27 protein-coding genes are annotated in these 25,570 nt (G+C 34.0%); 16 read left to right on the plus strand and 11 right to left on the minus strand.

Translation table 11 applies throughout. The features are described 5' to 3' along the window. Positions 1–21: 21 nt before the first annotated feature. Positions 22–1,191, minus strand: a complete 1,170-nt coding sequence (locus JJ847_08620) for a site-specific integrase (protein ID MBO6960948.1) — start codon at positions 1,189–1,191, stop codon at positions 22–24. A 65-nt stretch (positions 1,192–1,256) separates the two neighbouring features. Between JJ847_08620 and JJ847_08625 the strand changes: the two genes are divergently transcribed. The 3 genes from JJ847_08625 (at position 1,257) to JJ847_08635 (ending at position 4,751) form a co-directional block, all read left to right on the plus strand. Continuing rightward, positions 1,257–2,432 carry a ferrochelatase gene (locus tag JJ847_08625; GenBank protein MBO6960949.1) on the plus strand — a complete coding sequence of 392 codons (1,176 nt, stop codon included), beginning with the start codon at positions 1,257–1,259 and terminating at the stop codon, positions 2,430–2,432. 136 nt (positions 2,433–2,568) lie between these two features. After that, positions 2,569–4,332 (plus strand): biosynthetic-type acetolactate synthase large subunit, encoded by a 1,764-nt coding sequence (gene ilvB / locus JJ847_08630; GenBank protein MBO6960950.1) that lies wholly within the window; start codon positions 2,569–2,571, stop codon positions 4,330–4,332. A 68-nt stretch (positions 4,333–4,400) separates the two neighbouring features. After that, positions 4,401–4,751 (plus strand): hypothetical protein, encoded by a 351-nt coding sequence (locus JJ847_08635; protein ID MBO6960951.1) that lies wholly within the window; start codon positions 4,401–4,403, stop codon positions 4,749–4,751. Here the strand turns inward: JJ847_08635 and pgeF are convergent, their stop codons facing one another. The 3 genes from pgeF to JJ847_08650 are packed head-to-tail and all read right to left on the minus strand — an operon-like array spanning position 4,752 to position 7,675. After that, positions 4,752–5,537, minus strand: coding sequence for a peptidoglycan editing factor PgeF (gene pgeF / locus JJ847_08640; protein MBO6960952.1), 786 nt, complete (start codon positions 5,535–5,537; stop codon positions 4,752–4,754). A 21-nt stretch (positions 5,538–5,558) separates the two neighbouring features. Continuing rightward, positions 5,559–6,464, minus strand: a complete 906-nt coding sequence (locus tag JJ847_08645; GenBank protein MBO6960953.1) for a Tab2/Atab2 family RNA-binding protein — start codon at positions 6,462–6,464, stop codon at positions 5,559–5,561. Then, on the minus strand, positions 6,461–7,675 hold the full coding sequence (locus JJ847_08650; protein MBO6960954.1) for a S1 RNA-binding domain-containing protein: 1,215 nt from the start codon (positions 7,673–7,675) through the stop codon (positions 6,461–6,463). The genes JJ847_08645 and JJ847_08650 overlap by 4 nt, the downstream gene beginning before the upstream one ends. A 66-nt stretch (positions 7,676–7,741) precedes the next feature. Between JJ847_08650 and JJ847_08655 the strand changes: the two genes are divergently transcribed. The 6 genes from JJ847_08655 to JJ847_08680 all read left to right on the plus strand — a co-directional run bounded on the left by JJ847_08655 (position 7,742) and on the right by JJ847_08680 (position 13,133). After that, entirely contained in the window at positions 7,742–8,530 is a 789-nt protein-coding gene (locus tag JJ847_08655) for a creatininase family protein (GenBank protein MBO6960955.1), read from the plus strand. Between the two features lie 111 nt (positions 8,531–8,641). Beyond that, positions 8,642–9,370 (plus strand): aldehyde oxygenase (deformylating), encoded by a 729-nt coding sequence (locus JJ847_08660; GenBank protein ID MBO6960956.1) that lies wholly within the window; start codon positions 8,642–8,644, stop codon positions 9,368–9,370. A gap of 108 nt (positions 9,371–9,478) precedes the next feature. After that, positions 9,479–10,519, plus strand: a complete 1,041-nt coding sequence (locus JJ847_08665; GenBank protein ID MBO6960957.1) for a long-chain acyl-[acyl-carrier-protein] reductase — start codon at positions 9,479–9,481, stop codon at positions 10,517–10,519. Between the two features lie 3 nt (positions 10,520–10,522). Further along, complete coding sequence (locus JJ847_08670; GenBank protein ID MBO6960958.1) at positions 10,523–11,530, plus strand: acetyl-CoA carboxylase carboxyltransferase subunit alpha; 1,008 nt, start codon at positions 10,523–10,525, stop codon at positions 11,528–11,530. Further along, a complete protein-coding gene (locus JJ847_08675; GenBank protein ID MBO6960959.1) occupies positions 11,505–12,239 on the plus strand; it encodes an SDR family oxidoreductase in 735 nt (244 codons plus the stop codon). The genes JJ847_08670 and JJ847_08675 overlap by 26 nt, the downstream gene beginning before the upstream one ends. A gap of 153 nt (positions 12,240–12,392) precedes the next feature. Beyond that, positions 12,393–13,133 (plus strand): GTP cyclohydrolase I, encoded by a 741-nt coding sequence (locus tag JJ847_08680; protein ID MBO6960960.1) that lies wholly within the window; start codon positions 12,393–12,395, stop codon positions 13,131–13,133. On the opposite strand, the gene JJ847_08685 is transcribed toward JJ847_08680, so the two are convergent. Continuing rightward, the gene (locus JJ847_08685; GenBank protein MBO6960961.1) at positions 13,130–13,786 is read right to left on the minus strand and encodes a phosphoribosylanthranilate isomerase; all 657 of its coding nucleotides are present in this window, start codon (positions 13,784–13,786) and stop codon (positions 13,130–13,132) included. The genes JJ847_08680 and JJ847_08685 overlap by 4 nt on opposite strands. A gap of 55 nt (positions 13,787–13,841) precedes the next feature. On the opposite strand from JJ847_08685, the gene JJ847_08690 reads away from it, so the two are divergent. Next, a complete protein-coding gene (locus JJ847_08690) occupies positions 13,842–15,065 on the plus strand; it encodes a site-2 protease family protein (GenBank protein MBO6960962.1) in 1,224 nt (407 codons plus the stop codon). Positions 15,066–15,068: 3 nt separating this feature from the next. Here JJ847_08690 and JJ847_08695 read toward each other — a convergent pair whose 3' ends face one another. Further along, positions 15,069–15,818: a protein ligase gene (locus JJ847_08695; protein ID MBO6960963.1), complete on the minus strand. Its 750-nt coding sequence runs from the start codon at positions 15,816–15,818 to the stop codon at positions 15,069–15,071. Between the two features lie 71 nt (positions 15,819–15,889). Between JJ847_08695 and JJ847_08700 the strand changes: the two genes are divergently transcribed. The 3 genes from JJ847_08700 to JJ847_08710 all read left to right on the plus strand — a co-directional run bounded on the left by JJ847_08700 (position 15,890) and on the right by JJ847_08710 (position 17,511). After that, the gene (locus JJ847_08700; protein ID MBO6960964.1) at positions 15,890–16,024 is read left to right on the plus strand and encodes a photosystem I reaction center subunit XII; all 135 of its coding nucleotides are present in this window, start codon (positions 15,890–15,892) and stop codon (positions 16,022–16,024) included. Positions 16,025–16,107: 83 nt separating this feature from the next. Continuing rightward, entirely contained in the window at positions 16,108–16,455 is a 348-nt protein-coding gene (locus JJ847_08705) for a hypothetical protein (GenBank protein MBO6960965.1), read from the plus strand. A gap of 51 nt (positions 16,456–16,506) precedes the next feature. Next, positions 16,507–17,511, plus strand: coding sequence for a protochlorophyllide reductase (locus tag JJ847_08710; protein ID MBO6960966.1), 1,005 nt, complete (start codon positions 16,507–16,509; stop codon positions 17,509–17,511). Positions 17,512–17,517: 6 nt separating this feature from the next. Here JJ847_08710 and JJ847_08715 read toward each other — a convergent pair whose 3' ends face one another. The 4 genes from JJ847_08715 to JJ847_08730 form a co-directional block, all read right to left on the minus strand. Further along, complete coding sequence (locus tag JJ847_08715; protein ID MBO6960967.1) at positions 17,518–18,405, minus strand: ferredoxin:protochlorophyllide reductase (ATP-dependent) iron-sulfur ATP-binding protein; 888 nt, start codon at positions 18,403–18,405, stop codon at positions 17,518–17,520. 192 nt (positions 18,406–18,597) lie between these two features. Then, entirely contained in the window at positions 18,598–20,169 is a 1,572-nt protein-coding gene (locus JJ847_08720; protein MBO6960968.1) for a ferredoxin:protochlorophyllide reductase (ATP-dependent) subunit B, read from the minus strand. A 6-nt stretch (positions 20,170–20,175) separates the two neighbouring features. Continuing rightward, positions 20,176–21,432 carry a ferredoxin:protochlorophyllide reductase (ATP-dependent) subunit N gene (locus JJ847_08725; GenBank protein ID MBO6960969.1) on the minus strand — a complete coding sequence of 419 codons (1,257 nt, stop codon included), beginning with the start codon at positions 21,430–21,432 and terminating at the stop codon, positions 20,176–20,178. A 157-nt stretch (positions 21,433–21,589) separates the two neighbouring features. Further along, complete coding sequence (locus JJ847_08730; protein ID MBO6960970.1) at positions 21,590–21,958, minus strand: hypothetical protein; 369 nt, start codon at positions 21,956–21,958, stop codon at positions 21,590–21,592. A 97-nt stretch (positions 21,959–22,055) separates the two neighbouring features. On the opposite strand from JJ847_08730, the gene JJ847_08735 reads away from it, so the two are divergent. Continuing rightward, positions 22,056–22,826 (plus strand): BMC domain-containing protein, encoded by a 771-nt coding sequence (locus JJ847_08735; protein MBO6960971.1) that lies wholly within the window; start codon positions 22,056–22,058, stop codon positions 22,824–22,826. Positions 22,827–22,832: 6 nt separating this feature from the next. On the opposite strand, the gene JJ847_08740 is transcribed toward JJ847_08735, so the two are convergent. Beyond that, complete coding sequence (locus JJ847_08740) at positions 22,833–23,417, minus strand: non-canonical purine NTP pyrophosphatase (GenBank protein MBO6960972.1); 585 nt, start codon at positions 23,415–23,417, stop codon at positions 22,833–22,835. 328 nt (positions 23,418–23,745) lie between these two features. Between JJ847_08740 and JJ847_08745 the strand changes: the two genes are divergently transcribed. Together JJ847_08745 and JJ847_08750 are read left to right on the plus strand one after the other, a co-directional pair. Then, positions 23,746–24,057 (plus strand): BMC domain-containing protein, encoded by a 312-nt coding sequence (locus JJ847_08745; protein ID MBO6960973.1) that lies wholly within the window; start codon positions 23,746–23,748, stop codon positions 24,055–24,057. Positions 24,058–24,126: 69 nt separating this feature from the next. Continuing rightward, positions 24,127–25,542 (plus strand): form I ribulose bisphosphate carboxylase large subunit, encoded by a 1,416-nt coding sequence (locus tag JJ847_08750; protein MBO6960974.1) that lies wholly within the window; start codon positions 24,127–24,129, stop codon positions 25,540–25,542. Positions 25,543–25,570 lie beyond the last annotated feature (28 nt).

The raw sequence follows: 25,570 nt of genomic DNA on the forward strand, positions 1-25,570 counted from the left end.
TTATTTAATGATTATAAATCTTTAAATATTTTTAGCTCTTTTAACTTTTAATAGTGCATTATTTACTGCCTGTTGTTGATCTCTTTTTGTAATCCAGTGGTGATAAGTTTGAGTATGTAAACTAACCGAATGTCCCATCATTCTGGCTGCCACAGTATCAGGTAGATCGTAGAAAATTGTTCTTACTGCCCACGCATGCCTGAGATCATAAGGTTTTATTTGTAAAGAGTATCTCTTAAACTGATCTGTAATTTTTTTTCCAATATTCTGTAAGGTTGTGATTTTAAGATCTCTTTTAATATTTGGTAGTAGTTCTGGATTTTCACCAAGTTTTGATAATTCGAACTTTTCTACCCATTCAGGATGAAATGGCCAAACTTGATGTTCCCCCGTTTTAGTGGTGGGTAAAACTCTAATAATTTTGTCTCCAAAATTAGTTAGAGAACTTAAATCACAAAAAAATACTTCATGATTTCTTAATCCATATGTAGCCATTAAACCAAAAACAAATTTCCAAGATTTGTTTGGTATAGTCTCCCAAAGTTTCTCTATTAACTCGTCCGTGGGGAGATCCCTAAATCCCGCTTTGTTCAGACCATATCCTCTAGAATTTATTTTCCAATCTTCTGGGAGTTTAATTTCCAGAAATTTAGCCAGAACACTCAGAGAAGTACCACATTGTTTTCTGCTTCTGCTACCTTCTTTATAAGTTTCGAGTGTTTTTTGAAATATTTTCTCTAAAGCTTCATTCTCATAATCATTGTAGATATTTAGGATCCTTTTTATATAAGGTTTGTAAGAACTTCTCCAAGTGGTTTTTCTAGTGCTGGTTCGAAAATCACTTTTGGTTTCTTTAAAAAAAAATTCCTCAAATTGATTTAATCTATTTGGGAATTCAAAACCATCTTTTGTTTGCTTTTTATAAGGGTTATCTATCCAATTAATCCAATTAAATTGATTCAATTCCAATTGCAAATTGATTAATTGTAATTTTTTTTTGGCCTCCTCTAACCCAGAAATATCAGCCTTTAAACCAAGAGATATTCTTTGGATTTTAAAGTTTTTATTATCTTCTTTGGAGGGTAGTGATCCACGAATATTTAATTTTTCTCCTCTTTTCTCAATTTTAAGCTTGCAGCCTTGAGTAGCAAATTTATCATTGACACTATTAATTTCCTGAATTACGTTCATTTACTTATATAATTGACCATATAATGACGTTTTTAATGTTGATTTTCAATCTCCATAAATTTTAAATGGACAAAATAGGCGTCTTACTAATGAATTTAGGAGGGCCCGAACGCATTACTGATGTAGGCCCATTCTTATACAATCTTTTTTCTGATCCAGAAATAATCAGGACACCTTTCCCTGTTTTTCAAAAGCCCCTGGCTTGGTTAATTAGTACTCTTAGAAGTACCACTTCACAACAGGCCTATCTTTCTATAGGGGGAGGTTCACCCATCAGAAGGATAACTGAACAACAAGCAAGAGAATTACAATCTAAATTAAGGGATAAGGGGTTTAATGCTACTACTTATATCGCAATGAGGTATTGGCATCCTTTTACCGAATCAGCTATCGCTGATATGAAAGCAGATGGCATAAATCAAGTTGTTGTAATACCCTTATACCCACATTTTTCCATAAGTACTAGTGGCTCGAGTTTTAGGGAATTAAAAAAATTGCGAGATTCTGATGATGAATTTAAGAAGGTTCCAATGAGATGTGTAAGGAGTTGGTTCAGTCAATCAGGATATCTAAAGTCTATGGTCGAATTAATTTCTGAACAAATTGCACTTTGTGAATCACCTTCAAAAGCCCATATATTTTTTACTGCACATGGAGTTCCTAAGAGTTACGTAGAGGAAGCTGGAGACCCTTACAAACAACAAATTGAAGATTGTTCTTTATTAATAATTGATGAGCTGGAAAAATGTTTAGGGCACAGTAACCCTCATACGCTTTCTTATCAAAGTAGAGTTGGTCCTGTTGAATGGCTGAAGCCATATACAGAAGAAGTATTAGCTGATCTTGGAAGGTCAAATGTTAATGATCTGATTGTGGTTCCAATAAGTTTCGTTGGAGAGCATATCGAAACATTACAAGAAATTGATATTGAATATAAAGAAATTGCTGAAAAAGCTGGCATTAAAAATTTTCGCAGAGTCAAGGCTTTAAATACTCATCCTACTTTTATTGAAGGCCTTAGTGATTTAGTGATTTCCTGTTTAGAGGGACCTCTTGTTAATATAGAGGAGGCTTCTCAGTTGCCTGAAAAAGTTAAACTTTATCCCCAAGAGAAGTGGCAATGGGGTTGGAATAATAGTTCAGAGGTGTGGAACGGAAGGGTTGCAATGATAATTTTTCTCGTTCTTTTTATTGAACTTATTTCAGGCTCTGGACCTTTACACAAACTAGGTATTTTATAAAAAACAATTGATATTTATTTGAAAATTTTAAATTTATTGAAAGGATTTTTTGAATGTATTTCTGACATTACATTTCTAAATGAGGCAAAAGTATTTAATTAAGCTTAATATTTATAGTAAATAATGACTTTTTTTAGTGACCCTTACTTCGAGATCCTTTTCAAAGGGTAGTTCAAAACATGAAAACCCAGTTTGGATAACTGGTGCGGATGCACTGATGGATTCTTTAAAAATTCATGGGGTAAAAGTTATATTTGGATATCCTGGAGGAGCCATACTTCCAATATATGACGCTGTTCATAAGGCAGAACAAGAAGGTTGGTTAAAGCATTATATGGTTAGGCATGAACAAGGGGGCTCACATGCGGCTGATGGATATGCAAGATCTACTGGTGAAGTAGGAGTATGTTTTGGAACCTCAGGCCCAGGTGCAACAAATTTAGTAACTGGAATTGCCACAGCGCAAATGGATTCAGTCCCCTTAGTTGTAGTTACAGGTCAAGTCCCAAGACCTGCTATAGGGACAGACGCTTTTCAAGAAACTGATATTTTTGGTATAACTCTACCAATAGTGAAACATTCATGGGTAATAAGAGACCCTTCAGATATCGCGAAAGTAGTTTCTGAAGCTTTTTTTATAGCCTCATCTGGAAGACCTGGCCCTGTTTTAATTGATATACCCAAAGATGTAGGACAGGAGTTCTTTAATTACCAAAGGGTTTTGCCAGGTGAGATTATTCCGAAAGGATTTAAAAGGAATGGAGAAATTAATGATTGCGATATCAATAAAGCAGTTAAATTAATAGAAGGTTCTGAAAGACCTCTTCTATATGTAGGAGGTGGGGCAATATCTTCAGGGGCTCATGATGAAATAAAAACTTTGGCTGAAAATTATCAAATACCAGTTACGACAACTTTAATGGGGAAGGGCGCTTTTGATGAAAAAGACAATTTATCAGTAGGGATGCTAGGAATGCATGGAACTGCTTACGCAAATTTCGCTGTTACGGAATGCGATCTTTTAATTGCTATTGGAGCTAGATTCGATGATAGGGTGACAGGAAAATTAGATACTTTTGCACCTCATGCGAAGGTGATTCATATAGATATTGACCCTGCAGAAGTTAATAAAAATAGACGTGTTGATGTCGCAATTGTTTCTGATGTTTCAAAAGCTGTTCACAAAATTAATAAACAATCTCTAAGTAACAATTTTACTTGTAAGACAAAAAACTGGTTAGAAAAAATTAATTTTTGGAAAAATAAACACCCTTTATATGACCCACCTAAAGAAGGAGAAATTTATCCTCAGGAGGTTCTTTTAAAAGTGAGGGAATTTTCTCCAGAAGCTTTTGTAACAACAGATGTAGGACAACATCAGATGTGGGCTGCTCAATATCTTAGGAATTCTCCAAGAAAATGGATTAGTAGTGCTGGCTTAGGAACTATGGGTTTTGGATTGCCAGCGGCAATTGGAGTAAAAGCAGCCTTACCTAATTCAGATGTAATTTGTATTGCAGGAGATGCAAGTGTCTTAATGAATATTCAAGAGTTAGGAACTTTATCTCAATATGGTCTAAAGGTAAAACTTATTATCATAAATAATCGCTGGCAAGGGATGGTAAGACAATGGCAGGAAAGTTTCTACGATGAAAGATATTCCTCATCTGATATGAGTTGTGGTGAACCTGATTTTGTAAAACTTGCTGATTCTTTTGGAGTTAAAGGGTACTTAATTTCAGATAGAAAACAATTACAGAATGAATTAAAAAATGCGCTTGATCATGACGGCCCTGCTTTGATTAATATTCTTGTCAGAAGAGGTGAAAATTGTTATCCAATGGTTCCCCCTGGTAAAAGTAATGCTCAAATGGTTGGATATGTTAACTGTGAAGACTAATTTTATTAAATTCTTCATTTTTAAAAAATTAATTTTAAAATATCTAATAAAACCTAGATATTTTTGAATTGAAAAAATTATCAAAATTTTTAATTATAATCTGCTTGATTGTTTTTAATCCTGTAACAGTTAACTCGGCTGAAATTCTTCAAGTTAAAAGTTCAAACACTATTTTGGTGGGAGATCAAAATAGGAGCTTAACGGTTAAATTATTTTGTATAGATGTAAATGAAAATAATGAAATTGAAGCAACTAATTTACTAAAAAGTGAATTTCCAAGAGGAACCAAAGTAAAGATAAAACCTTTTGGTTTTAAAGATAACTTATTGTTAGCCAAAGTTTTTAATATTAAAGGTACTAAGGAGATGTCTGAATTATTAGTTGCAAAAGAATTAACTAGAGAAGATTGTACAAATTAACTATCTTTGAGAGCAAATAAAATTCCATTGCCTAGAAATTGTTTTATTCCTTCTCCAAGAATTAAATTCATTTCTTTTGTAAGTACATAAATTTGAGATGTCAATATTTCTATTTGGGATGTTTTCATTCAAAAGTTGTCCATAGGCAAATCTTTTAAGATCAAGTTGATTTAAGTCTTGCTCTTCAAAGTGATTTGAATCATTAAAACACAGATCTTTTTTAGTTCTAATAATATTGGTTGCTATTCTTTTGTTTTCAGTAGAAATATAAAATTCTTTGAGTGTCTTGTTATCAACTACATAATGTTCCTTGGATATTGCAGGCCCAATCGCGACAAGTAAGTTATCTCTGGAAGTCCCTAAATTATCGAAAAATTTAACAAGATTTTTTATTATTTTTTTTTCTAGGCCTTTTCTTCCACAATGCAAGGCTGCTACGTTCCTCGTCTTTTTATCTGCAAAAAATATTGGCATGCAATCAGCTGTATAAACCCATAGATTTTGATTGCCTTTATCACCAACAAGACCATCAGCCTCAGTTTTGCTCCCTTCTTGCGAATGTGATCCAAAGACAATCACGTTGCTGTGAGTTTGATTAGAAACACAATTTACGTAATTTTTATTAAATTGGTTTCCCAATAATTGAAGAAATTTCTCAGTGCTAGACTTCGTGAAATATGCATGAGGGAAATCATATCGATTGAGGATTGGTGATGAAAAGTACTCAAATTTTTTGTTTTGAATGAAAATTTCAGATTTTGTGAAATATATTTCTTTGTAAGGAATAGTTCCAGCTCCTAACTAATTTTATGAAATTAATTCAATATCTCTCAAGATCCAGAATCCTGCAAATTTTTCGATGTATGGCGTTGACTGGATGGAAATAAATTGATAACCAAAAGAATTTTTTTTATTCTCTAAAAACTTTGCACTTAAAATGTTTGCATCTTTTTCTGGCAAATCTGTTACTAGCCACTTGTCGTTTTCGGAGGCTTCAAGTATGAGCTGGTTCTTACTTATGATTAATTTAATAGGTTCTAAACAACTGAACCATGCAGAAAGTGCTAGAGATCTATCTTTGCTAAAAAGTCTTAGTCCTGGAACTAAGTGATTGTCATCTAAATGTGACTGAATAGGGAAAATATCTCCAAATTCCATAGGCCAATTTTCTGCTGATTTTAATTCGCCAATCGATATCTCAGAGATAGTTAAAGCATCACCTCTCACTGCTTCTGGTAAAGGTTGAGGGGAGGATTCGATTTTAGAAGTAAAAGTAGGGGCTAGTATGCCCCTCACATAGCCTTTTTCATTTGGATAAATTTCTTTTTCAAGATATTCGATTCTGTCGAACAAATCGTAAGTTCTTCTACTAACTAGTGCTTCAATACTTGTTGCCTCCAGAGATTTCTTAATGATTGATTTCATTGAAGATCTCCAAAATCTAACTATTGAGGGTTTTGCCCATCCTTCTTTTTTTGCATCATTTATTGCTTCATTTAGTGCCTTTGTAAGCCATACCGAATTAACTTCATTCGCAGGGCATTTTTTATTCCAAAGAAAAATATCATCTGTCTTATAACTTCTTGTAGAGCAAATAATTAACTCCCACCTTTTTTTTCCATTTGGTTCGATAATTGGTCTTGAATAAAAGTCTAATTCCCAATCTGAAACTTTTGATTCAAGACTTGGTTCTGTTTTATTGTTGATGTTCATTTATCCTGTACTTTTTTATCAAAGAGTGCTTTAGTTTTTAGTGCTCTCTCTGTGGCTTCTTGCATAACTTTTTGCTTATCAATTATTAATTCACCTGCAGTATTTTCTAAAAGTGCTGTATTTAGACCAATACGCCCTTTTTCAAGGTCAATTTCAGATATTAAAGCTTTTATAATTTCCCCTTCTCTAAAAATTTCTCGTAGAGAACGAATCGATCCATTTGTTAGCGAAGATTGATGAAGTAGTCCACTAGCTCCACCTAAATCGATAAAGAAGCCATATGGTTTTACTGCTAAGACTTCTCCTTCAATTAATTGACCCAATTCTAGATTTGAAAATTTAGACACTAATGATGCTTTTTTTTCAGAGAGAACTAATTTTCTGGATTCAGGATTCACCTCTAGAAAAGCTACTTTTAAAGTTTTGCCAACAAAAGATTGATGATCTTCACCATTTTCAAGTTGTGATCTTGGGATGAATCCTCTCAATCCATCTACATCGCATGTAAGCCCACCTCTATTAAATCCGTTAATTAGAACATCAATTAATTCGCCATTTTTTGCAGAACTTGATACTTTCTCCCAACTTTGCCTGAGGATTAATGCCCGAGCACTCACTGTTACCATCCCATCAGCATTTTGTTCTTTGATAACCAAAACTTCCATTTCAAGGCCTACAGAAAATCTTTCTTTAAAGTTAGTAATGACCCCCAACCCACATTCTTTCTTTGGCATAAAACCAGGAGCTTTCCCACCAATGTCAACATATAAGCCATCACTTTCAATAGCTATAACCTTTCCTGAAATCGTGTCTCCCGTAGTCCCTATTGGTTCATTTGCATTTAAAGCCTCCAAAAAAGCACTTTCATCAAAATCAAATTCATCAACTGTTCTTTCTAATTGAAAGTCTGTGTTTTGATCAGAAAAATTAAAGGGTTTCTTTAAGTCTTGTTGAGAACCATCAAAAACTTTAATATTTTCATCGCTATTATCATTTTCTTCAATGGATTCATCATAAATAATTTGTGTTTTGATTGCGATGTTGTCACTTTTAATGTCTTCTTGCGAAATACTTTTCTCACTCTGTATTTCTTGAGATTTTTTTTGCGTATCTTTCTTGCTGATGTGAAGAACCTGAAGAGGTTTCTTTAAATCTTTTTTATTGCCCTTTGATTGGATATTATTTTGGGCATTTTTATCACTGACTCCCATCGTAGGTAAAATAAGAATAATTAACTATTAACATACTCTAAATGTTAGTACTAGAAATTAAATTTAATGAACTTTAAACCTAATAAATTTGAATATTTAAATTGGCAAGAAATTGAGAGTATTGCAAAAGATAAAAGATCTACAGTGATTTGGCCGTTCGGTGCTGTTGAGCAACATGGGCCGCATTTGCCTCTTGCTACAGACAGTATTTTTGTTGATGAAATTATTAGCGAAGTTTTTAAATTATTATCTGCCGATATACCTTTAAAAAAACTTCCAACTCAATATATTGGTTTTTCTCCAGAACATAAGGGTTTTGCCGGGACAATTTCACTTTCCTCAAATTTAATAACCTCAATGATAAAGGAAGTCGGAAGTCAATTATCTGAAATGGGTTTTAAAAGATTGATATTAATTAATGGACATGGAGGTCAAATTTCACTATTAAATACAGCCGCAAGAGAGCTAAGAAGTGTCTCACCTGGGATGGCAATTTTCCCTTGTTTCTTATGGAGTGGTGTGAATGGATTGAGTGAATTGTTAACAAAAACTGAGATTGAGGATGGGCTTCATGCTTCTTTAGCTGAAACAAGTTTGATGCTGGCTTTGAAACCAGAATTAGTAGGTAATGAACGCCCAAATGAGGGTAATAAAGTAGAGATCCCTGAAGGTTGGAGTCTAGAGGGCAATGCGCCTACTGCTTGGCTTACTGACGACTTTAGTAAATCAGGTGTTATTGGAGATAGTAGAGGGGCAAATGAATCTCTAGGGAAAAATTTAAAGGAATTATTGATTAATCATTGGTTCAAATTGATTATGAATCTGATGCAATCAGATTGGCCAAACAATTCTTAAGTAAGTTTAAGTAATAAATGTGACTTAACAATTGAAACTATTTTCATGATATTTAAATAAACTCTCTATAATCGTGTAATATTCATGCATAATGAGCTAAAGATTACTGACATGCAAACTCTAGAATCAAATAAAAAAACTATTGAAGAATCGAATAATCCGATTTCTTCAGATTTGCCCGACTTCACTACAGATTCTTATAAGGATGCATATAGCAGAATTAATGCGATTGTTATTGAGGGAGAGCAAGAAGCTCATGATAATTACATTTCAATAGCAACTTTAATACCAAATGAGTTAGAGGAGTTAACTAAATTGGCGAGAATGGAAATGAAGCATAAAAAAGGTTTTACTGCGTGTGGAAGAAACTTAGGTGTAGTAGCTGATATGGAATTTGCAAAAAAATTCTTCTCTAAATTACATGGTAATTTTCAAGTTGCTCTTGAAAAAGGAAATTTAACAACATGTCTTTTAATACAAGCTATCTTAATTGAAGCATTTGCAATCTCTGCTTATAACGTCTATATAAGAGTTGCCGATCCTTTTGCAAAAAAAATAACAGAGGGAGTTGTTAAAGATGAATACCTTCATTTAAATTACGGTCAAGAATGGCTTAAAGAGAATTTATCTACTTGTAAAGAGGAATTAATGGAAGCTAATAAGGTTAATCTTCCTTTAATAAAGAAGATGTTAGATGAAGTAGCAGATGACGCATCAGTTTTAGCTATGGACAGGGAAGAATTAATGGAAGAATTTATGATTGCTTATCAAGATACATTGATGGAAATAGGTCTAGATAATAGAGAAATAGCAAGAATGGCGATGGCTGCAATTGTTTGATTTTATTTCTAGTTAATTAGGGATTTTAATAATTAATCATTCCTATTTAAGTAGGTACCTCTGTGCTATTGTTCATAACATCATATAGAAACCATTTATAAATTTTAAATGTTTGGGTTAATTGGCCACTCAACCAGTTTTGAAGATGCGAAAAGAAAAGCTTCTATGCTAGGCTTTGACCATATTGCAGATGGCGACTTGGATGTTTGGTGTACAGCTCCACCACAGTTGGTTGAAAATGTTGAAGTTAAGAGTGCTACTGGAATATCTATTGAAGGTTCTTATATAGATTCTTGCTTTGTTCCTGAAATGCTTTCTAGGTTTAAAACGGCAAGAAGAAAAGTATTAAATGCTATGGAACTAGCTCAAAAAAAAGGTATTAATATTACAGCTTTAGGTGGATTTACTTCTATTATTTTTGAGAATTTTAATCTTCTTCAGCATAAACAAATCAGAAATACTTCATTAGAATGGGAAAGATTTACTACTGGCAATACTCATACCGCCTGGGTTATTTGTAGACAACTAGAAATAAATGCACCACGTATTGGGATAGACCTTAAAAAAGCAACTGTTGCTGTTATTGGTGCTACAGGAGACATAGGCAGTGCTGTTTGTAGATGGCTTATAAATAAAACCGGTATTTCTGAACTTCTTATGGTCGCAAGACAACAAGAGCCACTAGCTTTATTACAAAAAGAGTTAGATGGCGGCACAATAACAACTTTAGATGAGGCATTACCTCAAGCGGATATTGTTGTATGGGTAGCAAGTATGCCTAAAACTATTGAGATTGATACTGACAACTTAAAAAAACCATGCCTGATGATTGATGGTGGATACCCAAAAAATCTTGATGAGAAATTTCAGGGCGAAAATATACATGTTTTAAAAGGAGGTATAGTAGAGTTTTTCAATGATATTGGCTGGAATATGATGGAACTTGCAGAAATGCAAAACCCTCAGAGAGAGATGTTTGCTTGCTTTGCAGAAGCTATGATTTTAGAATTTGAAAAATGTCATACTAACTTTAGTTGGGGAAGAAATAACATTTCTCTTGAAAAGATGGAATTTATTGGAGAAGCTTCTTTAAAACATGGTTTTTCTGCGATTGGACTTGATAAACAGCCCAAAGTATTAACTGTCTAAATTATGGCTAAACGTTACCTCCTTGACTTTGAGAAGCCTCTTGTTGAACTTGAAAAACAAATTGAGCAAATTAAAGAATTAGCTAGAGATTCAGAAGTAGATGTAAGCCAACAGCTTCTACAGCTTGAAACCTTAGCTGCTAGGAGAAGAGAAGAAATATTCAAATCTCTCACCCCTGCACAAAAGATTCAGGTAGCTAGGCATCCTCAAAGACCTAGTACTTTGGACTTTGTTCAAATGTTTTGTGATGATTGGATCGAATTACATGGAGACAGAAATGGTGGCGATGATATGGCATTAATTGGGGGGATAGGTTCGATAAATAATAGACCAGTTTTAATGTTAGGCCATCAGAAAGGAAGAGATACAAAAGAAAATGTAGTAAGAAACTTTGGGATGGCAAAGCCAGGAGGTTATAGAAAAGCTCTTAGATTAATGCAGCATGCAAATAGATTCTCTTTGCCAATTCTTACATTTATTGATACTCCTGGAGCTTATGCTGGTTTAAAAGCTGAAGAACAGGGCCAAGGGGAAGCAATTGCAAGAAACCTTCGAGAGATGTTTGGATTGAAAGTCCCCATAGTGGCGACTGTTATTGGAGAAGGAGGTTCAGGGGGTGCACTTGGGATAGGTGTTGCTGATAGGTTACTAATGTTTGAACACAGTGTTTACACAGTTGCTAGCCCTGAAGCATGTGCATCAATTTTGTGGAGAGATGCTGCGAAGGCGTCAGAAGCTGCTTCAGCTCTTAAAATTACAGGTAAAGATTTACTTAAATTGGGGATAATAGATGAGGTATTACAAGAACCTTCTGGTGGGAATAATTGGGATCCTTTAGATGCTGGTAATACACTAAAAGAGGCTATTGAGAGACACCTTAATTCTTTACTGCAAATGCCTGAAGATGAATTAATTGAGGAAAGATACAAAAAGTTTAGGGTTTTAGGTAAATTTATCGAAGCAAATAATATTGAAGAGATTTATAGTGAAATCCCTAAAAAAACTGAATAAATTGAAACTAGCTTTTATAACAGGTGCTACGAAAGGTATTGGTAGATCAACCGCAATTACTTTTGCGCATGCTGGCTGGGATTTAATTTTGCTCTCTAGGAATTTGGATTTGATGGAGAAACTAAAGAGCGAACTTTTGACTACTAAATCAAAAATTAGCCTTATTAAATGTGACTTATCAAATCCTCTAGAAATTGAGCATTGTGTTAAAGAAGCAATTGAGAAGTATGGGTGCCCTTCAGTCTTGATCAATAATGCCGGTTGTGCATTTAATGGCCCTTTAGTTGAAATGCATCTAGGCCAATGGGAACAAACAATTCAAATAAACCTCACAAGTGTTTTTCAAATTTGTAGTTTAATAATTCCTCAAATGAGAAAAAATGGTGGTTTAGTAATTAATGTTAGTAGTCATGCCTCCTATAATGCATTCCCTCAATGGGGAGCTTATTGTGTTTCAAAATCTGCACTAGCTATGTTTACTAAATGCTTGAGGGAGGAGGAGAGATCTAATTCAATAAGAGCGTGCACAATAACTTTAGGTTCAGTAAATACTCCTCTTTGGGACTCAGAATCTATCAATGCTGATTTTGATAGAACTTCTATGCTCTCCTCAAGCGAAGTATCAGATACTATTCTCTACATGGCTCAACAACCTCAATCACAACTGATTGAAGATTTAACTTTAATGCCCTCTGGAGGAGCTTTTTAAATATTTTTTTTCTTTTCTTAACCCTTAAAAAGTGATTTTTTTTAGGGCTAAGCGAGCCCGATTAAACAAGAGAATGTGATATAGTGTATAAGCAATTAAGCTTTAGGAAGATACAGTTAATTAAGTTGCGTACAATTTTCTGTCAAGAATTTTATGACCTCTACATTACCCAACGATAATATTAGAAACTTTGACGACCAGATTACTAATAAATTAATCTCCGAAATTATAAGAGACAGAATCAAGAATTCTGGAACAAGATTTAGTGCCAACGATAACATTGCAGATTTTATAAACCCTGGAGAACTAGAGATTTTAGAAAGAGAAGTTGCCTCAAGAGTTAAAGACTTACTGAAGTCTCTCATAATAGATGTCGAGAATGATCATAATACTCAAGAAACTGCTGAAAGAGTTTCAAAAATGTATTTAAATGAAGTTTTTAAAGGCAGATATCATCAACAACCTAAAGTTACAAGTTTCCCAAATGACAAGAATCTTGATGAGATTTATACAGTCGGCCCAATTTCTGTTAGATCTGCATGCTCGCATCACTTAGTTCCAATTCTAGGAGAGTGTTGGATAGGTATTAAACCTGGGAATAAAGTCATAGGACTTTCAAAATTTGCAAGAGTTGCTGATTGGGTTTTCTCAAGACCTCATATTCAGGAAGAAGCTGTAATGATCCTTGCAGATGAAATTGAAAAACTGTGCGAACCTAAAGGTTTAGGAATTATTGTAAAGGCCCAACATTATTGTATGAAGTGGAGAGGGGTCAAAGAACCAAATACAAGCATGATTAATTCTGTGGTGAGAGGCGATTTCAGACACGATTTGAGTTTAAAACAAGAATTTTTTGAGCTTGTAAAGCAACAGTCCGCTACTAATAATTACTAAATTCTTTTTAAAAACTTAAAAAGATCCTCTGTTTTTTTTATATCCTTTAAACCTGGAGATATTTCAATACTACTTGAAATATCTAGTCCATCTGGTTTGAAGTCAGTGAGGATCTCATTAATCCATTCAATTGATATTCCACCTGCCAACCACCATGGTTTGCTAAATTGCAAATTCTTTAAATAAATAGAATTTATTTTTTTCCCTGAACCTCCATAAGTTTCTTTATTCCAAGAATCAAGAAGTATTGCATCTACAAAATCCTCAAAAGGTTTTATTTTATCTATGTCCTTTTCCGTTTTTATTCTGAAAGCCTTCCATAGGCCAATATAGGGAATTTTTTCCCTTATTTTTTTGCAATAATCAATATCTTCATCTCCATGTAATTGAATGATAGTTTCACTTGGGTTGCCTAAGAAGTTTTTGATAATTAAATCTATGGGACAATTTTGCACAACAGTTACTCTATCGATTTTTGGATAAAAAATTTCTAGGGTTGTAAATATTTTTTTCTTAATTTCAGCTGATACATACCTTGGAGACTCTTCAACCGCAATAATGCCAATAGCATTTGCTCCTAATTTAGCAACTTGAAGAGCTTGTTCTTCAGAAGTTAGTCCACAAACTTTAACTAAAGGATTAGTCTTGGGCATATCATTATCCTGCATGTAAGATTAATATTATTGTTAAATATAGCGGAGATTATTTTTGAGAAGTTGGCAAATTTTTAAAATATGGGGAATCCCCTTTAAAGTTCATCCGTATTGGTTTGTTATTCTCTTTTTATTCTCATGGAGTATAAGTAATCAGGTCAATATATCTTCTGGAGATATCTACAATAATAAAGAAGCTTGGATTATAGGGTTTTTAACTTCTTTTTTCTTATTATCTTCAATTATTTTTCATGAGGTTTTTCATACTTTTGTTTCACTTAATCAGGGTGTAAAAATAAAAAAAATTACGTTTTATTTTTTAGGAGCAATTTTACAAATAGATAAGTATTGTCAAACTGCTTTAGGTAATATAAAAATTGCAATTGTTAGACCTTTTTTATGTTTCGTTACAGCATTTATCTTACTTTTAATTAGTAATAACAGTGCATCTCAAGAACAAATAGCAGTTAATGTAATTTCAAGAGTAGGTATATTTAATTTATTCTTAGGCTTCTTAAATCTGATTCCAGTTGGTTCTTTAGATGGAGGGAATTTATTAAAAAGTATTATTTGGCATTTCTCAGGGAGTAAAAATAAAGGAAGAAATTTCCTTAATAAAGTAAATTTATTATTATCTTTTTTTGTTTTATTTTTTGGGATAATTTGTTTATTTAGATTTAACTTTTACTTTGGTTTTATTCTTTCTTTTTTGGGATTGTTTGGAGTTAATTCTTCAAAATCTGAAAGTCAATTTCTTAAAATTGAAAACATACTTAAATTTAGTAAAGTTTCTGAGATTAAATTAAAGCCTTTGAGGAAAATTGAATTCGATTCAAATTTATCAGAATTAAATTCATTAATAAATAATAAAAAGGACGCATCAGATAAATATTTTTTTGTTACGAATAATGGTAGATGGACTGGTTTTGTTGATGAGAATATTTTAAAAAATGTCTCCATAAAAAAATGGGAACGGAACTTCGTTGGAGATTTTAAGAAACCAATCGATAGTTTTGTAAGTGTATATAGTAAAGATAAATTATGGAAAACTATAGAGAGACTTGAAGAGACAGGTGAAGGTTTTATATTGGTTCTTAATGCAGCAGATATACCTTTGGGGACGATTGATAGGTCTAAAATTGGAAACTTTGTATTGAATAAATTAGGATTTAATTTGCCTTCAGAGATTGTCAACAAATTAAATTATAAAAATCAGTATCCCTTAGGAATTGAATTGCCAAGAATTATTAATTCAATGAAGCAGAGAGGAGATCTTTAAGAATCAGTTGCATGAAAAATTTGTAATATTTTTATTATCTATGTTGATATTTTTGAAATTTATATTTGATTTATTCTTTAGGAATGAATTTTTTAAATGTTCAACTATTTCATTATTTGTTAGGTCTAGATTTATTTTTGGTGGAGCTTCTTCTTTAAATATTTTGAACCATAAATCTTTTGAAGGATTTGTTTGAATCTCTCCATGTTGAAGGAATGCACCTTTTTTGCGATATTGGGCGCTTCCTATCCTTTTAACACCATCCTGATCAACTAAATCAGAAATTAACGAAGTCCCAAAACAATTTGATATTAAGGATGATTTTCGTAAATTACCATTTTGTAAGCTTAAGCCTAATTCTTTAAAACTCTTAATTAACCAATTATTTACCATTTCATAACTTAGGATTTTATAGTAAGTTTTTTTAAATGTTAATGCATATGTTATGCCCCCTGAATGCAAGACAGCTCCCCCTCCAGAGGGACGTCTTACAATATTAATCTCCCCATTTGATAATAATTTTTCCCAATGATCCGGAATTTTCTTTTGGTGATAGCCAATTGAGAGCCAATCCCCATTCCAATAGTAGAATCTCAATGTGAGAATTATTTCAGGATTGGAAATAGTCTGATCTAAAGAATTTAAATCAAAAGCCATTTGATCAAATCCAGATAAATTATTTGTCGAAAAAATTAAGGCTTGATTTCCTATTCTCAAAATTAACTTTGTAGGTCTATTTATAATAATTTTCAATAAAATTTTTCTTTCAATTTATTAATTACGTAACATCATTTTGTAATAGTGTGTCAAATCTTCTCTTTTGGGTGGAGAATATAGAAAATATTTTATTAACTATGGAGCCAACTCAAACAATAAATTTAATTGCACTAAGTCTAATAGTAGTTATTCATGCAGGGGTCCTTGCACTAAGACTAGGAATTAGTTTGGGTAGAAACTAAAACCCACTAGAAAAATATATATTTTTAAGGTAATAATAAAACTAAACTGAATCGACCTATTCAGTTAATTTAACGGTATCATTTTGTCAAAATCTTTTTATAAAAATAGTATTTTCTCCAAAAAATATCTGGATTCTGAATTTAAAATAAAGCAAAAGAAACAGGAGGAATTTGTAGCCTTAGTTTTTTTAATTATAAAAATTTGTTTTTCTCTTTTAGCAATAATAAGCTTGATTAAACTTGGCTATAGTTCCAAAGTCAGATTAACGAGATTAAGGGAAATAAAAGATTCATTTTCGTACGAAAAATATCGATTTAATGTTTTGACAAGTAGGTTTGATGATATATTTTCTTCAGAAGGTGAGCAAAGATTTATGAAGGATCAGGATCAAATGATTTCTAGGGACATTATCAGAGTAATATGGCGTTGATAAGTATGCCCTAGGGGCATTTTTATCATATTTCTATTATCATCTTTGCCAGTGAGTAAGAACATCAAGGGTTTAGCCCTTATAACAGGTACTACTTCGGGAGTTGGATTAAATACTCTTAAACCCCTTATAAGATTTGGATGGGAAGTAATAGCCGTTAATCGATCAAATAAAAGAGCGAAAACAACAGCTGAGGAATTCTTGACAAAAGAGGAAATTAAAAATGTTCACTTTATAGAAATAGATCTTTCTAACTTGGATGATGTAAGGAAAGGTTGCGCTGAATTATTGGAAAGATTTAAAAACCCAATAAATTCTCTTATTTGTAATGCGGCAGTCTACAAGCCAAGATTAAAAAGACCTGAAAGATCTCCCCAGGGTTTTGAAAACTCCATGGCAGTTAATCATTTTGGGCATTTTCTTATGATAAACCTACTTCTCGAGAATATTTTATCTTCGGAGAGAAAAATCTTCTTAAATGGCAGATCTACAGTATTTAAGCCAAGAATTACAGTATTAGGAACTGTTACAGCTAATTATTCAGAACTTGGGGGAAGAATTCCAATACCTGCCCCAGCTGACTTAGGGGATTTATCTGGATTTAAAAGAGGTTTTTTGTCCCCAATTAGTATGGCGAATGGAAAGAAATTCAAACCAGGTAAAGCATATAAGGATAGTAAGCTTTGCAATATGGTGACCGTTCAGGAATTATCAAAAAGAATTCCTTCAGAAAAAATTATTATTAATTCTCTTTACCCTGGATGTGTTGCTGACACAAAACTTTTTAGAGATACCCCTTTTTTATTCAGATTACTTTTCCCGATTTTTCAGAAATTTATAACAAGAGGTTATGTTTCACAAAGATTGGCAGGAGAGAGGGTTGCTCAAGTGGCGACCTACAAACAATATGCTAAACCCTCAGTCCATTGGAGCTGGGGAAATCGTCAAGAAACTGGAAGGAAAGCTTTTTCTCAAAAGTTGTCAAAAAGAATAATTGATCCAAAGACTTCTCAACAAACTTATGATTTAACAATGCAATTGGTTGGATTAGATTGATCAAGACTAATCAAATCCTAATAAATCAAAGATTTCTCTATCTTTAAGAGGATTCCCTTCTAGTGGTTCTACATTTTCAAGCATATTTTTAGCAAGAGATAAATATTCATTCTGAACTTCAACGACGTCTTCGGTTGGTTCCATTTCGAAAATAGTACATTTCTTTAATCTTGATCTTCTAATGGCGTCTACATCTTTAAAGTGAGCCATGGTTTTTAAACCAGTTCGGGCATTAAATTTATCTATTTGATCTGTATCTTTTGATCTATTCGCTACTACTCCACCTAATCTAACTTTATAGTTTTTTGCTTTTGCTTTAATAGCAGAGACTATTCTGTTCATAGCAAATATTGAATCAAAGTCATTAGCGGTAACAATTAGGCAGTAATTTGCATGTTGCAATGGTGCTGCAAAACCCCCGCAAACAACATCTCCAAGGACATCAAAAATTACAACGTCAGTATCCTCTAATAAGTGGTGTTCTTTGAGAAGCTTTACAGTCTGACCAGTTACATATCCCCCGCATCCTGTACCTGCAGGAGGACCCCCACTTTCGACGCACATTACACCATTAAAACCTTCAAACATGAAATCGTTTGGTCTCAATTCTTCGCTATGAAAATCTACCTCTTCGAGAATATCAATAACGGTAGGAACCATTTTATGCGTCAAAGTAAAAGTGCTATCATGTTTTGGATCACATCCAATTTGTAGAACCTTTTTCCCTAATTTTGAGAATGCGGCAGAAAGGTTGGATGATGTAGTTGATTTTCCGATACCTCCTTTCCCGTATACGGCGATAACTAACGCTCCTTCTTCGATCTTTATTTTTGGATCTTGCTTTACTTGAACACTCCCTTCCCCATCAAGAGGTTTATTTATAGTACTTGTCATTTAAAGCCTGAGAAACACATTATTGTTTATATTCTGGCAGTGTAAACACCCCACATAATATATTTCTAAACAAAAATTTATTTATTTGTATTAAAAGTAAGAACTATGTTCTTATAACTACATTTATAGGGATTTTTATGTTTATTTATGGGTGAAAATACTCATGACTTAATTATAATTTATTAGTAAAAATTAACTGAAATATGCCTTAGCGTCGTAAAGGGTTTCATCGCTGATTTCCGGAATCCCTTTCAAAGTAGCGTATTTTTCAGTATTTGTTTTGACTTTACCTCTAACAAAAAATGGAACCTTTGTTAATTCAGCTCTACCAGATTCAGTCCAAATAATTTCTTCTTTACATTTTTTATCCTTTTTTTCGTCAGAATTTATAACTTCCTTTGATTTTGTGGCTGTGTGTCCCAAATGGCTTTGATGACCGTCTACAAACTCAAAGTCATGTTTAAACATATCAATAAGATGCTCTTCTAATCCCATCATTAGGGGATGCACCCAATCATCAAAAATCACATTTGCTCCCTCCCATCCCATTTGTGGACTATATCTTGCAGGAACATCTTGAACATGCATTGGTGTACTTATTACTGAACATGGAATACCAAGTCTCTTGGCACTATGCCTTTCCATCTGAGTCCCTAAAACTAATTCAGGTGAGGCTTTTTTTATTGCATCTTCTACTTCTAAGTAATTATTAGTAATTAAAGCTTCAATATTTAGTTCATTTGCAGTTGCTCTTACTTGTTTTGCCATCTCCCTGCTGTATGTCCCAAGACCAACTACTTCAAAACCTAATTCATCTTTGGCAATTTTTGCGGCCGCGATTGCATGTGTTCCATCACCAAAAATAAAAACCCTTTTGCCAGTTAAGTAGTTTGAGTCAACTGATTTTGAGTACCAGGGAAGTTTTGAATTATGTTCTAATTCTTCTTTATTAGTCAGAGGGAGATCCAATTTATTATGAACTTCATTTATAAATTCAATTGTATTTTTTATTCCAATTGGAATAGTATTTGTATATTCCATTCCAAAGTTCCGTCGAAGCCATTCACATGATGCTTCGGCAATTTCTTGATAAAGACAAATATTTATTTCAGCATCAATTAATCTTTTAATATCATCTGGACTTGCACCTAAAGGAGCAACAACGTTTGTATCAATTCCTTGTTCTGAGAGTATACGTTGAATTTCAATAACATCATCCCTACATCTAAATCCAAGTAATGAAGGACCAAGAATATTGACTTTGGGTCTTCGGCCTAATTCCTTCCACCTTTGAGGGCTTATTTTCCCTGTAGAACTTACTTTCTCTTTTAAAAGAGTTCTTGTTAATTGATAAAAAGTTTCTGAAGCGCCCCAATTTTCTTTCTTGCTGTAAGCAGGTAATTCAAGATTAACAATTGGCATATCAAACCCCATCCCTTTTGCAAGTGCTCCAGGTTGGTCTTGGATAAGTTCTGCTGTACAGCTTTCTCCAACTAAAAGAGCTTTTGGTTTAAATCGCTCTACAGCTTCCTTAATATTTTTCTTAACTAATTCAGCTGTATCTCCTCCGAGGTCTCTAGCCTGAAAAGTTGTATAAGTAACAGGAGGTCTTTGCCCCCTCCTCTCAATCATTGTAAAAAGAAGATCTGCATATGTATCTCCTTGAGGTGCATGAAGAACATAATGTATATTTTTCATTGAAGAGGCAATTCTCATCGCTCCAACATGTGGTGGCCCTTCATATGTCCATAGAGTTAATTCCATATTCTTTTAATGCGTTACTAAAGTTTTTGAAGTTAGGATTTGATTCCTTCTCAAAGGTTTGGAGAAGAGACCTGCTAAATCTGCGGCTTGATCAATTCCATGAATTGGACTAAATACCATTTCTATCGACCACTTAGTACTAATTCCTTCAGCCTCAAGAGGGTTAGCCAAACCCATTCCACAAACAACTAAGTCTGGATTAGATTCCCTTACTCGATCTAATTGTTTTTCTACATGTTGCCCTTCGACAATTTTTGTATTGTCAGGCAGTAAATTAATCTCCTCTTTCATTAAATCCTTATTTAGGTAAGGAGTGCCTACCTCTATAAGATCCATTTCGCATTCATTATGCAAAAATCTTGCCAAAGATATCTCCAGTTGCGATTCAGGAAGAAGAAATAATCTTTTCCCTTTAAGTATTTCTTTGTGAGATTTAAGAGCAAGTTTTGCTCTATTGATTAAAGGCGAAATAATCTCATGAACCTTAAGTTCATTGATTTTGAAAGCTTTCGCAGCAGCTAAAAACCATTTAGTACTTCCTTCGATACCAAGAGGAAATGGAGATGAAATTATTTCACAACCGCGATGTTTGAGGTCTCGAACTGTATCACTTAAATAAGGCTGAGTTAATAATACTTTTGTATTTTTGCCGATCTTTGGTAATTCTGTTGATTGACGGGGTGGAAAGCTCTCAATATTTGAAATTCCTAAATTTCTAAAAATCTTTTTAAACCTATCCTCTACATTATTTGCAAGGGTCCCAACTAATAATAATTTCTCCTCATTTGAGGACTCCATCAATGGAATTAAAGCTTTTAAGGCGCCATCCTCTCCTTGGGTAAAAGTTGTTTCTATCCCACTGCCAGAGTAATTAACGAATCTTACTCGACCTAAAAATTTTTTATTTAATTTCTCTGCGACAGTTGCAAGATCTAGTTTGATTACTTCACTTGGACAAGATCCAACTAGAAAAAGAGTTTTTATTTCTGGTCTTCTTGCAATAAGATCATTAACAACTCGATCTAATTCTTCATGAGCGTCAGCAAGACCAGCAAGATCTTTTTCTTCAAGAATAGCCGTTCCAAATCTTGGCTCAGCAAAAATCATAACTCCGGCAGCGCTTTGAATTAAATGAGCACATGTCCTTGAGCCTACCACTAGAAAAAACGCATCAGGCATTCTTCTGTGGAGCCAAACTATTGAAGTTAAACCACAAAAAACTTCCCTAGGTCCAGTTTCCTTATTAAATTCAACTTTACTCATCAAAAATTTTTAAAAGCTTATATTTCAAGCTTGCATAAACTTTTTAATTTAAGAAAGTAATTAATAAGTTCTCTTACAAAATGCACACATTTAAAAAACTTATATGAATGTTTAAAAACTTAAATGAGAATTATGGAAATTATTTTTTGGGTATATTCTAATTTCTATAGAAGGATTTTCCTTGACTGGTTTTTGAAATCTTCCATACATTTCTAGCTATTTTAGTAGCTAGTAATCCTGCTCTTTCTATCTTAGATTTTCCGGGCTTTGCGCCAATTAGAGCTGTCACTTCTGAAGTTGTTAAAGGTGCTCCAGTATCTATGGCTAATTGGGTTAATTCCAATCTATCTCTAAGGTTCTTAAGATTTACTTTTTCATTTTTATCTTCCTCTAACCAACTAAATGATGGGTCTTTCTGAGATAACTTTTGCATCAGGCTTAGGCTTACTAATCCAAGAGTTTGATCAGGAGTTAATTCATTTTCAGTACCAGAAACATTTTGTTCTTTTTTTTGAGAAGTTCCCATAAAAATCTATATCTTTTACTTGAAGTTATCGTTTTGTAGGAAGCATGCAAGTAAATTTAATAGAAAAAATGAACCATTATCCGTTATAGTCGCGTGAATGGAACCAACTTCTAGTTTTAACAGAGGGGAACGAAAAAAAGGTAGTTCTCTTGTCACAGGATCTGAGGTGCAATCTCAGGCTAGTGGTGCAAGCTGTTTTATTACAACTGATTCAGAAAAGTCTTTGGTGTCCAGGCAAGCAAGTCAAGTTGAGCAAATTGAGTTAAGAACATATGTTTTTTTAGATTCTCTTCAACCTCAACTAGCTGCATATATGGGAACGGTTAGTAGAGGTTTTTTGCCTATACCTGGAGATTCATGCCTTTGGATGGAAGTTTCACCTGGGATGGCCGTTCATAGAGTCACTGATATTGCTTTAAAAGCAAGTAATGTAAGACTTGGTCAGATGATTGTTGAGAGAGCATTCGGTTCTCTGGCTCTTTATCACAAAGATCAAAGTACTGTTTTGCATTCTGGGGATGTTGTTCTAGATGCTATTGGAAGTGAAGTTAGAAAAAGAACCAAACCTTCAACAAGTTGGACAGAAGTTATTCGAGCTATTACTCCAGATCATGCCGTCTTAATAAATAGACAAAACAGGAGTGGATCAATGATTCAATCTGGAATGAGCATGTTTATATTAGAAACTGAACCTGCTGGTTATGTTTTAAAAGCGGCAAATGAAGCAGAAAAAGCATCTAATATAACTGTTGTTGATGTAAAGGCAGTTGGTGCTTTTGGTAGATTAACTCTTGCAGGTAAAGAAGGAGATGTAGAAGAAGCAGCGGCTGCTGCTATAAGAGCAATTGATGAAATCGCAAATTATTGAGAATTTTTAATTTAAACCAATTTCTTTTTTTAGGTACGGTGACATGATTTTGGCGGCTTTACCTCTGCTCCCTAATTTACTTAGCTGTGATTCTGAGAGCTCTCCGTAAACACAGTTAGCTTCTTTTACCCAAAAAATAGATTCGAACTCCCCATCTGGGTATTTGGGGTTCTTAAGAATCTCCCCCCAGCATATTCCAGTAGTATCCTTAACTAGGTTTCCCGAGGGATCACATAAAACCATACAACTTATGAATCTTGCGCTTCTATAGGGACTATCAGAGAGTTCATTAATTAATTTTTTAATTTTTTCAGCGTTGTTTTTAGCATATCGAGCAGAAAATATGCCTGGTCGACCATCCAAAATATCTACTTCAAGCCCCGAATCGTCAGCTAATGCCCAAGTTTTTGTCTCTAACGCAGCTGCTTTTGCTTTTAGCAGTGCATTCTCAAAATATGTTTTTCCAGTTTCTTCTACATTTAAATACTCTGGTTGCTTTTCTACCTTTAAAGATAAAACATCTAACATCTCTGAAATTTCAGAAACTTTTCTTGTGTTACCACTTGCAATTGTTAGAACTGGCAGGTTCAAAATAACAAATAAAATTATTGTGAATATTATCTTACTTCAAAGCTTGATACGGAGACAGGAAGGGTTGAACATTCCACACCTGAATAGACAGGGCCTGCCTCGTACGCAAATAACATAATGTAAATTTTTTCTTAACACAACATTATGTTTTGATGCACTAACTAATTTGCATAAGTATTGACATATCAATAGTACCAAGGGTGATAAGTTTAACTTATGAATGATAGAAAAAACATTAATGGAGAATTTATCTGAAATGCTTGACTTATAAGTACTTAATGAAGCATTGTTCGGATTGAACATTCCACATTTAGTAATTTAGTAGGCAATGGCTACAGAAACAATGGGTATCGCTCTCGGCATGATCGAGACACGCGGACTTGTACCTGCAATTGAAGCAGCAGACGCAATGACCAAGGCAGCAGAAGTTCGTCTTATTGGTCGTGAATTCGTTGGTGGCGGTTATGTCACAGTATTAGTTAGAGGCGAAACAGGCGCGGTTAACGCAGCTGTAAGAGCTGGTGCTGATGCTTGTGAAAGAGTTGGAGACGGCTTAGTTGCAGCTCACATTATTGCTCGTCCTCATAGAGAAGTTGAACCTGCTCTAGGTAACGGTGAATTTCTTGGTCAAAAGGACTAATTAAGTAAAGCAAGATTTATAAATTTTGCATAATAATTATTTTCCCTTCACAGACCTAAATTTATCCTTATGAGTAAGAAGTATGATGCAGGGGTAAAGGAGTACAGAGATACCTACTGGACTCCTGAATATGTACCCCTAGACACCGATTTACTAGCCTGTTTCAAATGTACAGGTCAAGAAGGTGTCCCAAGAGAAGAAGTTGCAGCTGCTGTTGCCGCTGAATCTTCAACAGGTACTTGGTCAACAGTTTGGTCCGAGTTACTTACAGACTTAGAATTTTACAAAGGACGTTGTTATCGAATCGAAGACGTTCCTGGAGATCCTGAAGCATTCTATGCTTTTATTGCATATCCTTTAGATCTTTTTGAAGAAGGTTCTATTACAAACGTATTAACATCTCTTGTAGGAAACGTTTTTGGATTTAAAGCTCTAAGACACTTACGCTTAGAAGATATTAGATTCCCAATCGCTTTCATCAAAACTTGCGGTGGCCCACCAAATGGAATCGTAGTTGAAAGAGATCGTTTAAATAAATATGGAAGACCTCTACTTGGTTGTACCATTAAACCTAAATTAGGCTTATCCGGTAAAAACTATGGCCGAGTTGTATATGAGTGCCTCAGAGGCGGTCTTGATTTAACTAAGGATGATGAGAATATTAATTCTCAACCGTTCCAGCGTTGGAGAGAAAGATTTGAGTTTGTTGCAGAAGCTGTTAAGCTCGCTCAGCAAGAAACTGGAGAAGTCAAAGGCCACTACTTAAACTGTACTGCTAACACTCCTGAAGAACTCTACGAAAGAGCTGAATTTGCAAAAGAGCTAGATATGCCAATCATCATGCATGATTATATAACTGGTGGTTTTACTGCAAATACTGGATTAGCAAACTGGTGTCGTAAAAATGGCATGCTTCTGCATATTCACAGAGCTATGCATGCTGTTATTGATAGACATCCAAAACATGGTATCCATTTCAGAGTCCTAGCAAAATGTTTGAGACTCTCCGGAGGAGATCAATTACATACAGGAACTGTTGTTGGAAAACTAGAAGGTGATCGTCAAACAACACTTGGTTACATTGACAACTTAAGAGAGTCATTTGTTCCTGAAGATAGATCAAGAGGTAACTTCTTTGATCAAGATTGGGGTTCAATGCCAGGAGTATTTGCAGTCGCATCAGGTGGTATTCACGTATGGCATATGCCTGCACTCTTAGCGATTTTTGGAGATGATTCTTGTCTTCAGTTCGGTGGAGGAACACATGGTCATCCATGGGGTTCAGCTGCTGGAGCTGCAGCTAACAGAGTTGCTTTAGAAGCTTGCGTTAAAGCTCGTAATGCTGGTCGCGAAATCGAAAAAGAGAGTAGAGACATTCTTATGGAAGCTGCTAAGCACAGTCCTGAATTAGCTATTGCTCTTGAAACTTGGAAGGAAATTAAGTTTGAATTTGATACCGTCGACAAGCTTGACGTTCAAGGTTAAACCAGATTTCAAAATTGAGGAGATTCTT

The sequence above is a fragment of the Prochlorococcus marinus CUG1438 genome (genome assembly GCA_017644325.1).
GTDB classification, from domain to species: domain Bacteria; phylum Cyanobacteriota; class Cyanobacteriia; order PCC-6307; family Cyanobiaceae; genus Prochlorococcus_A; species Prochlorococcus_A marinus_AA.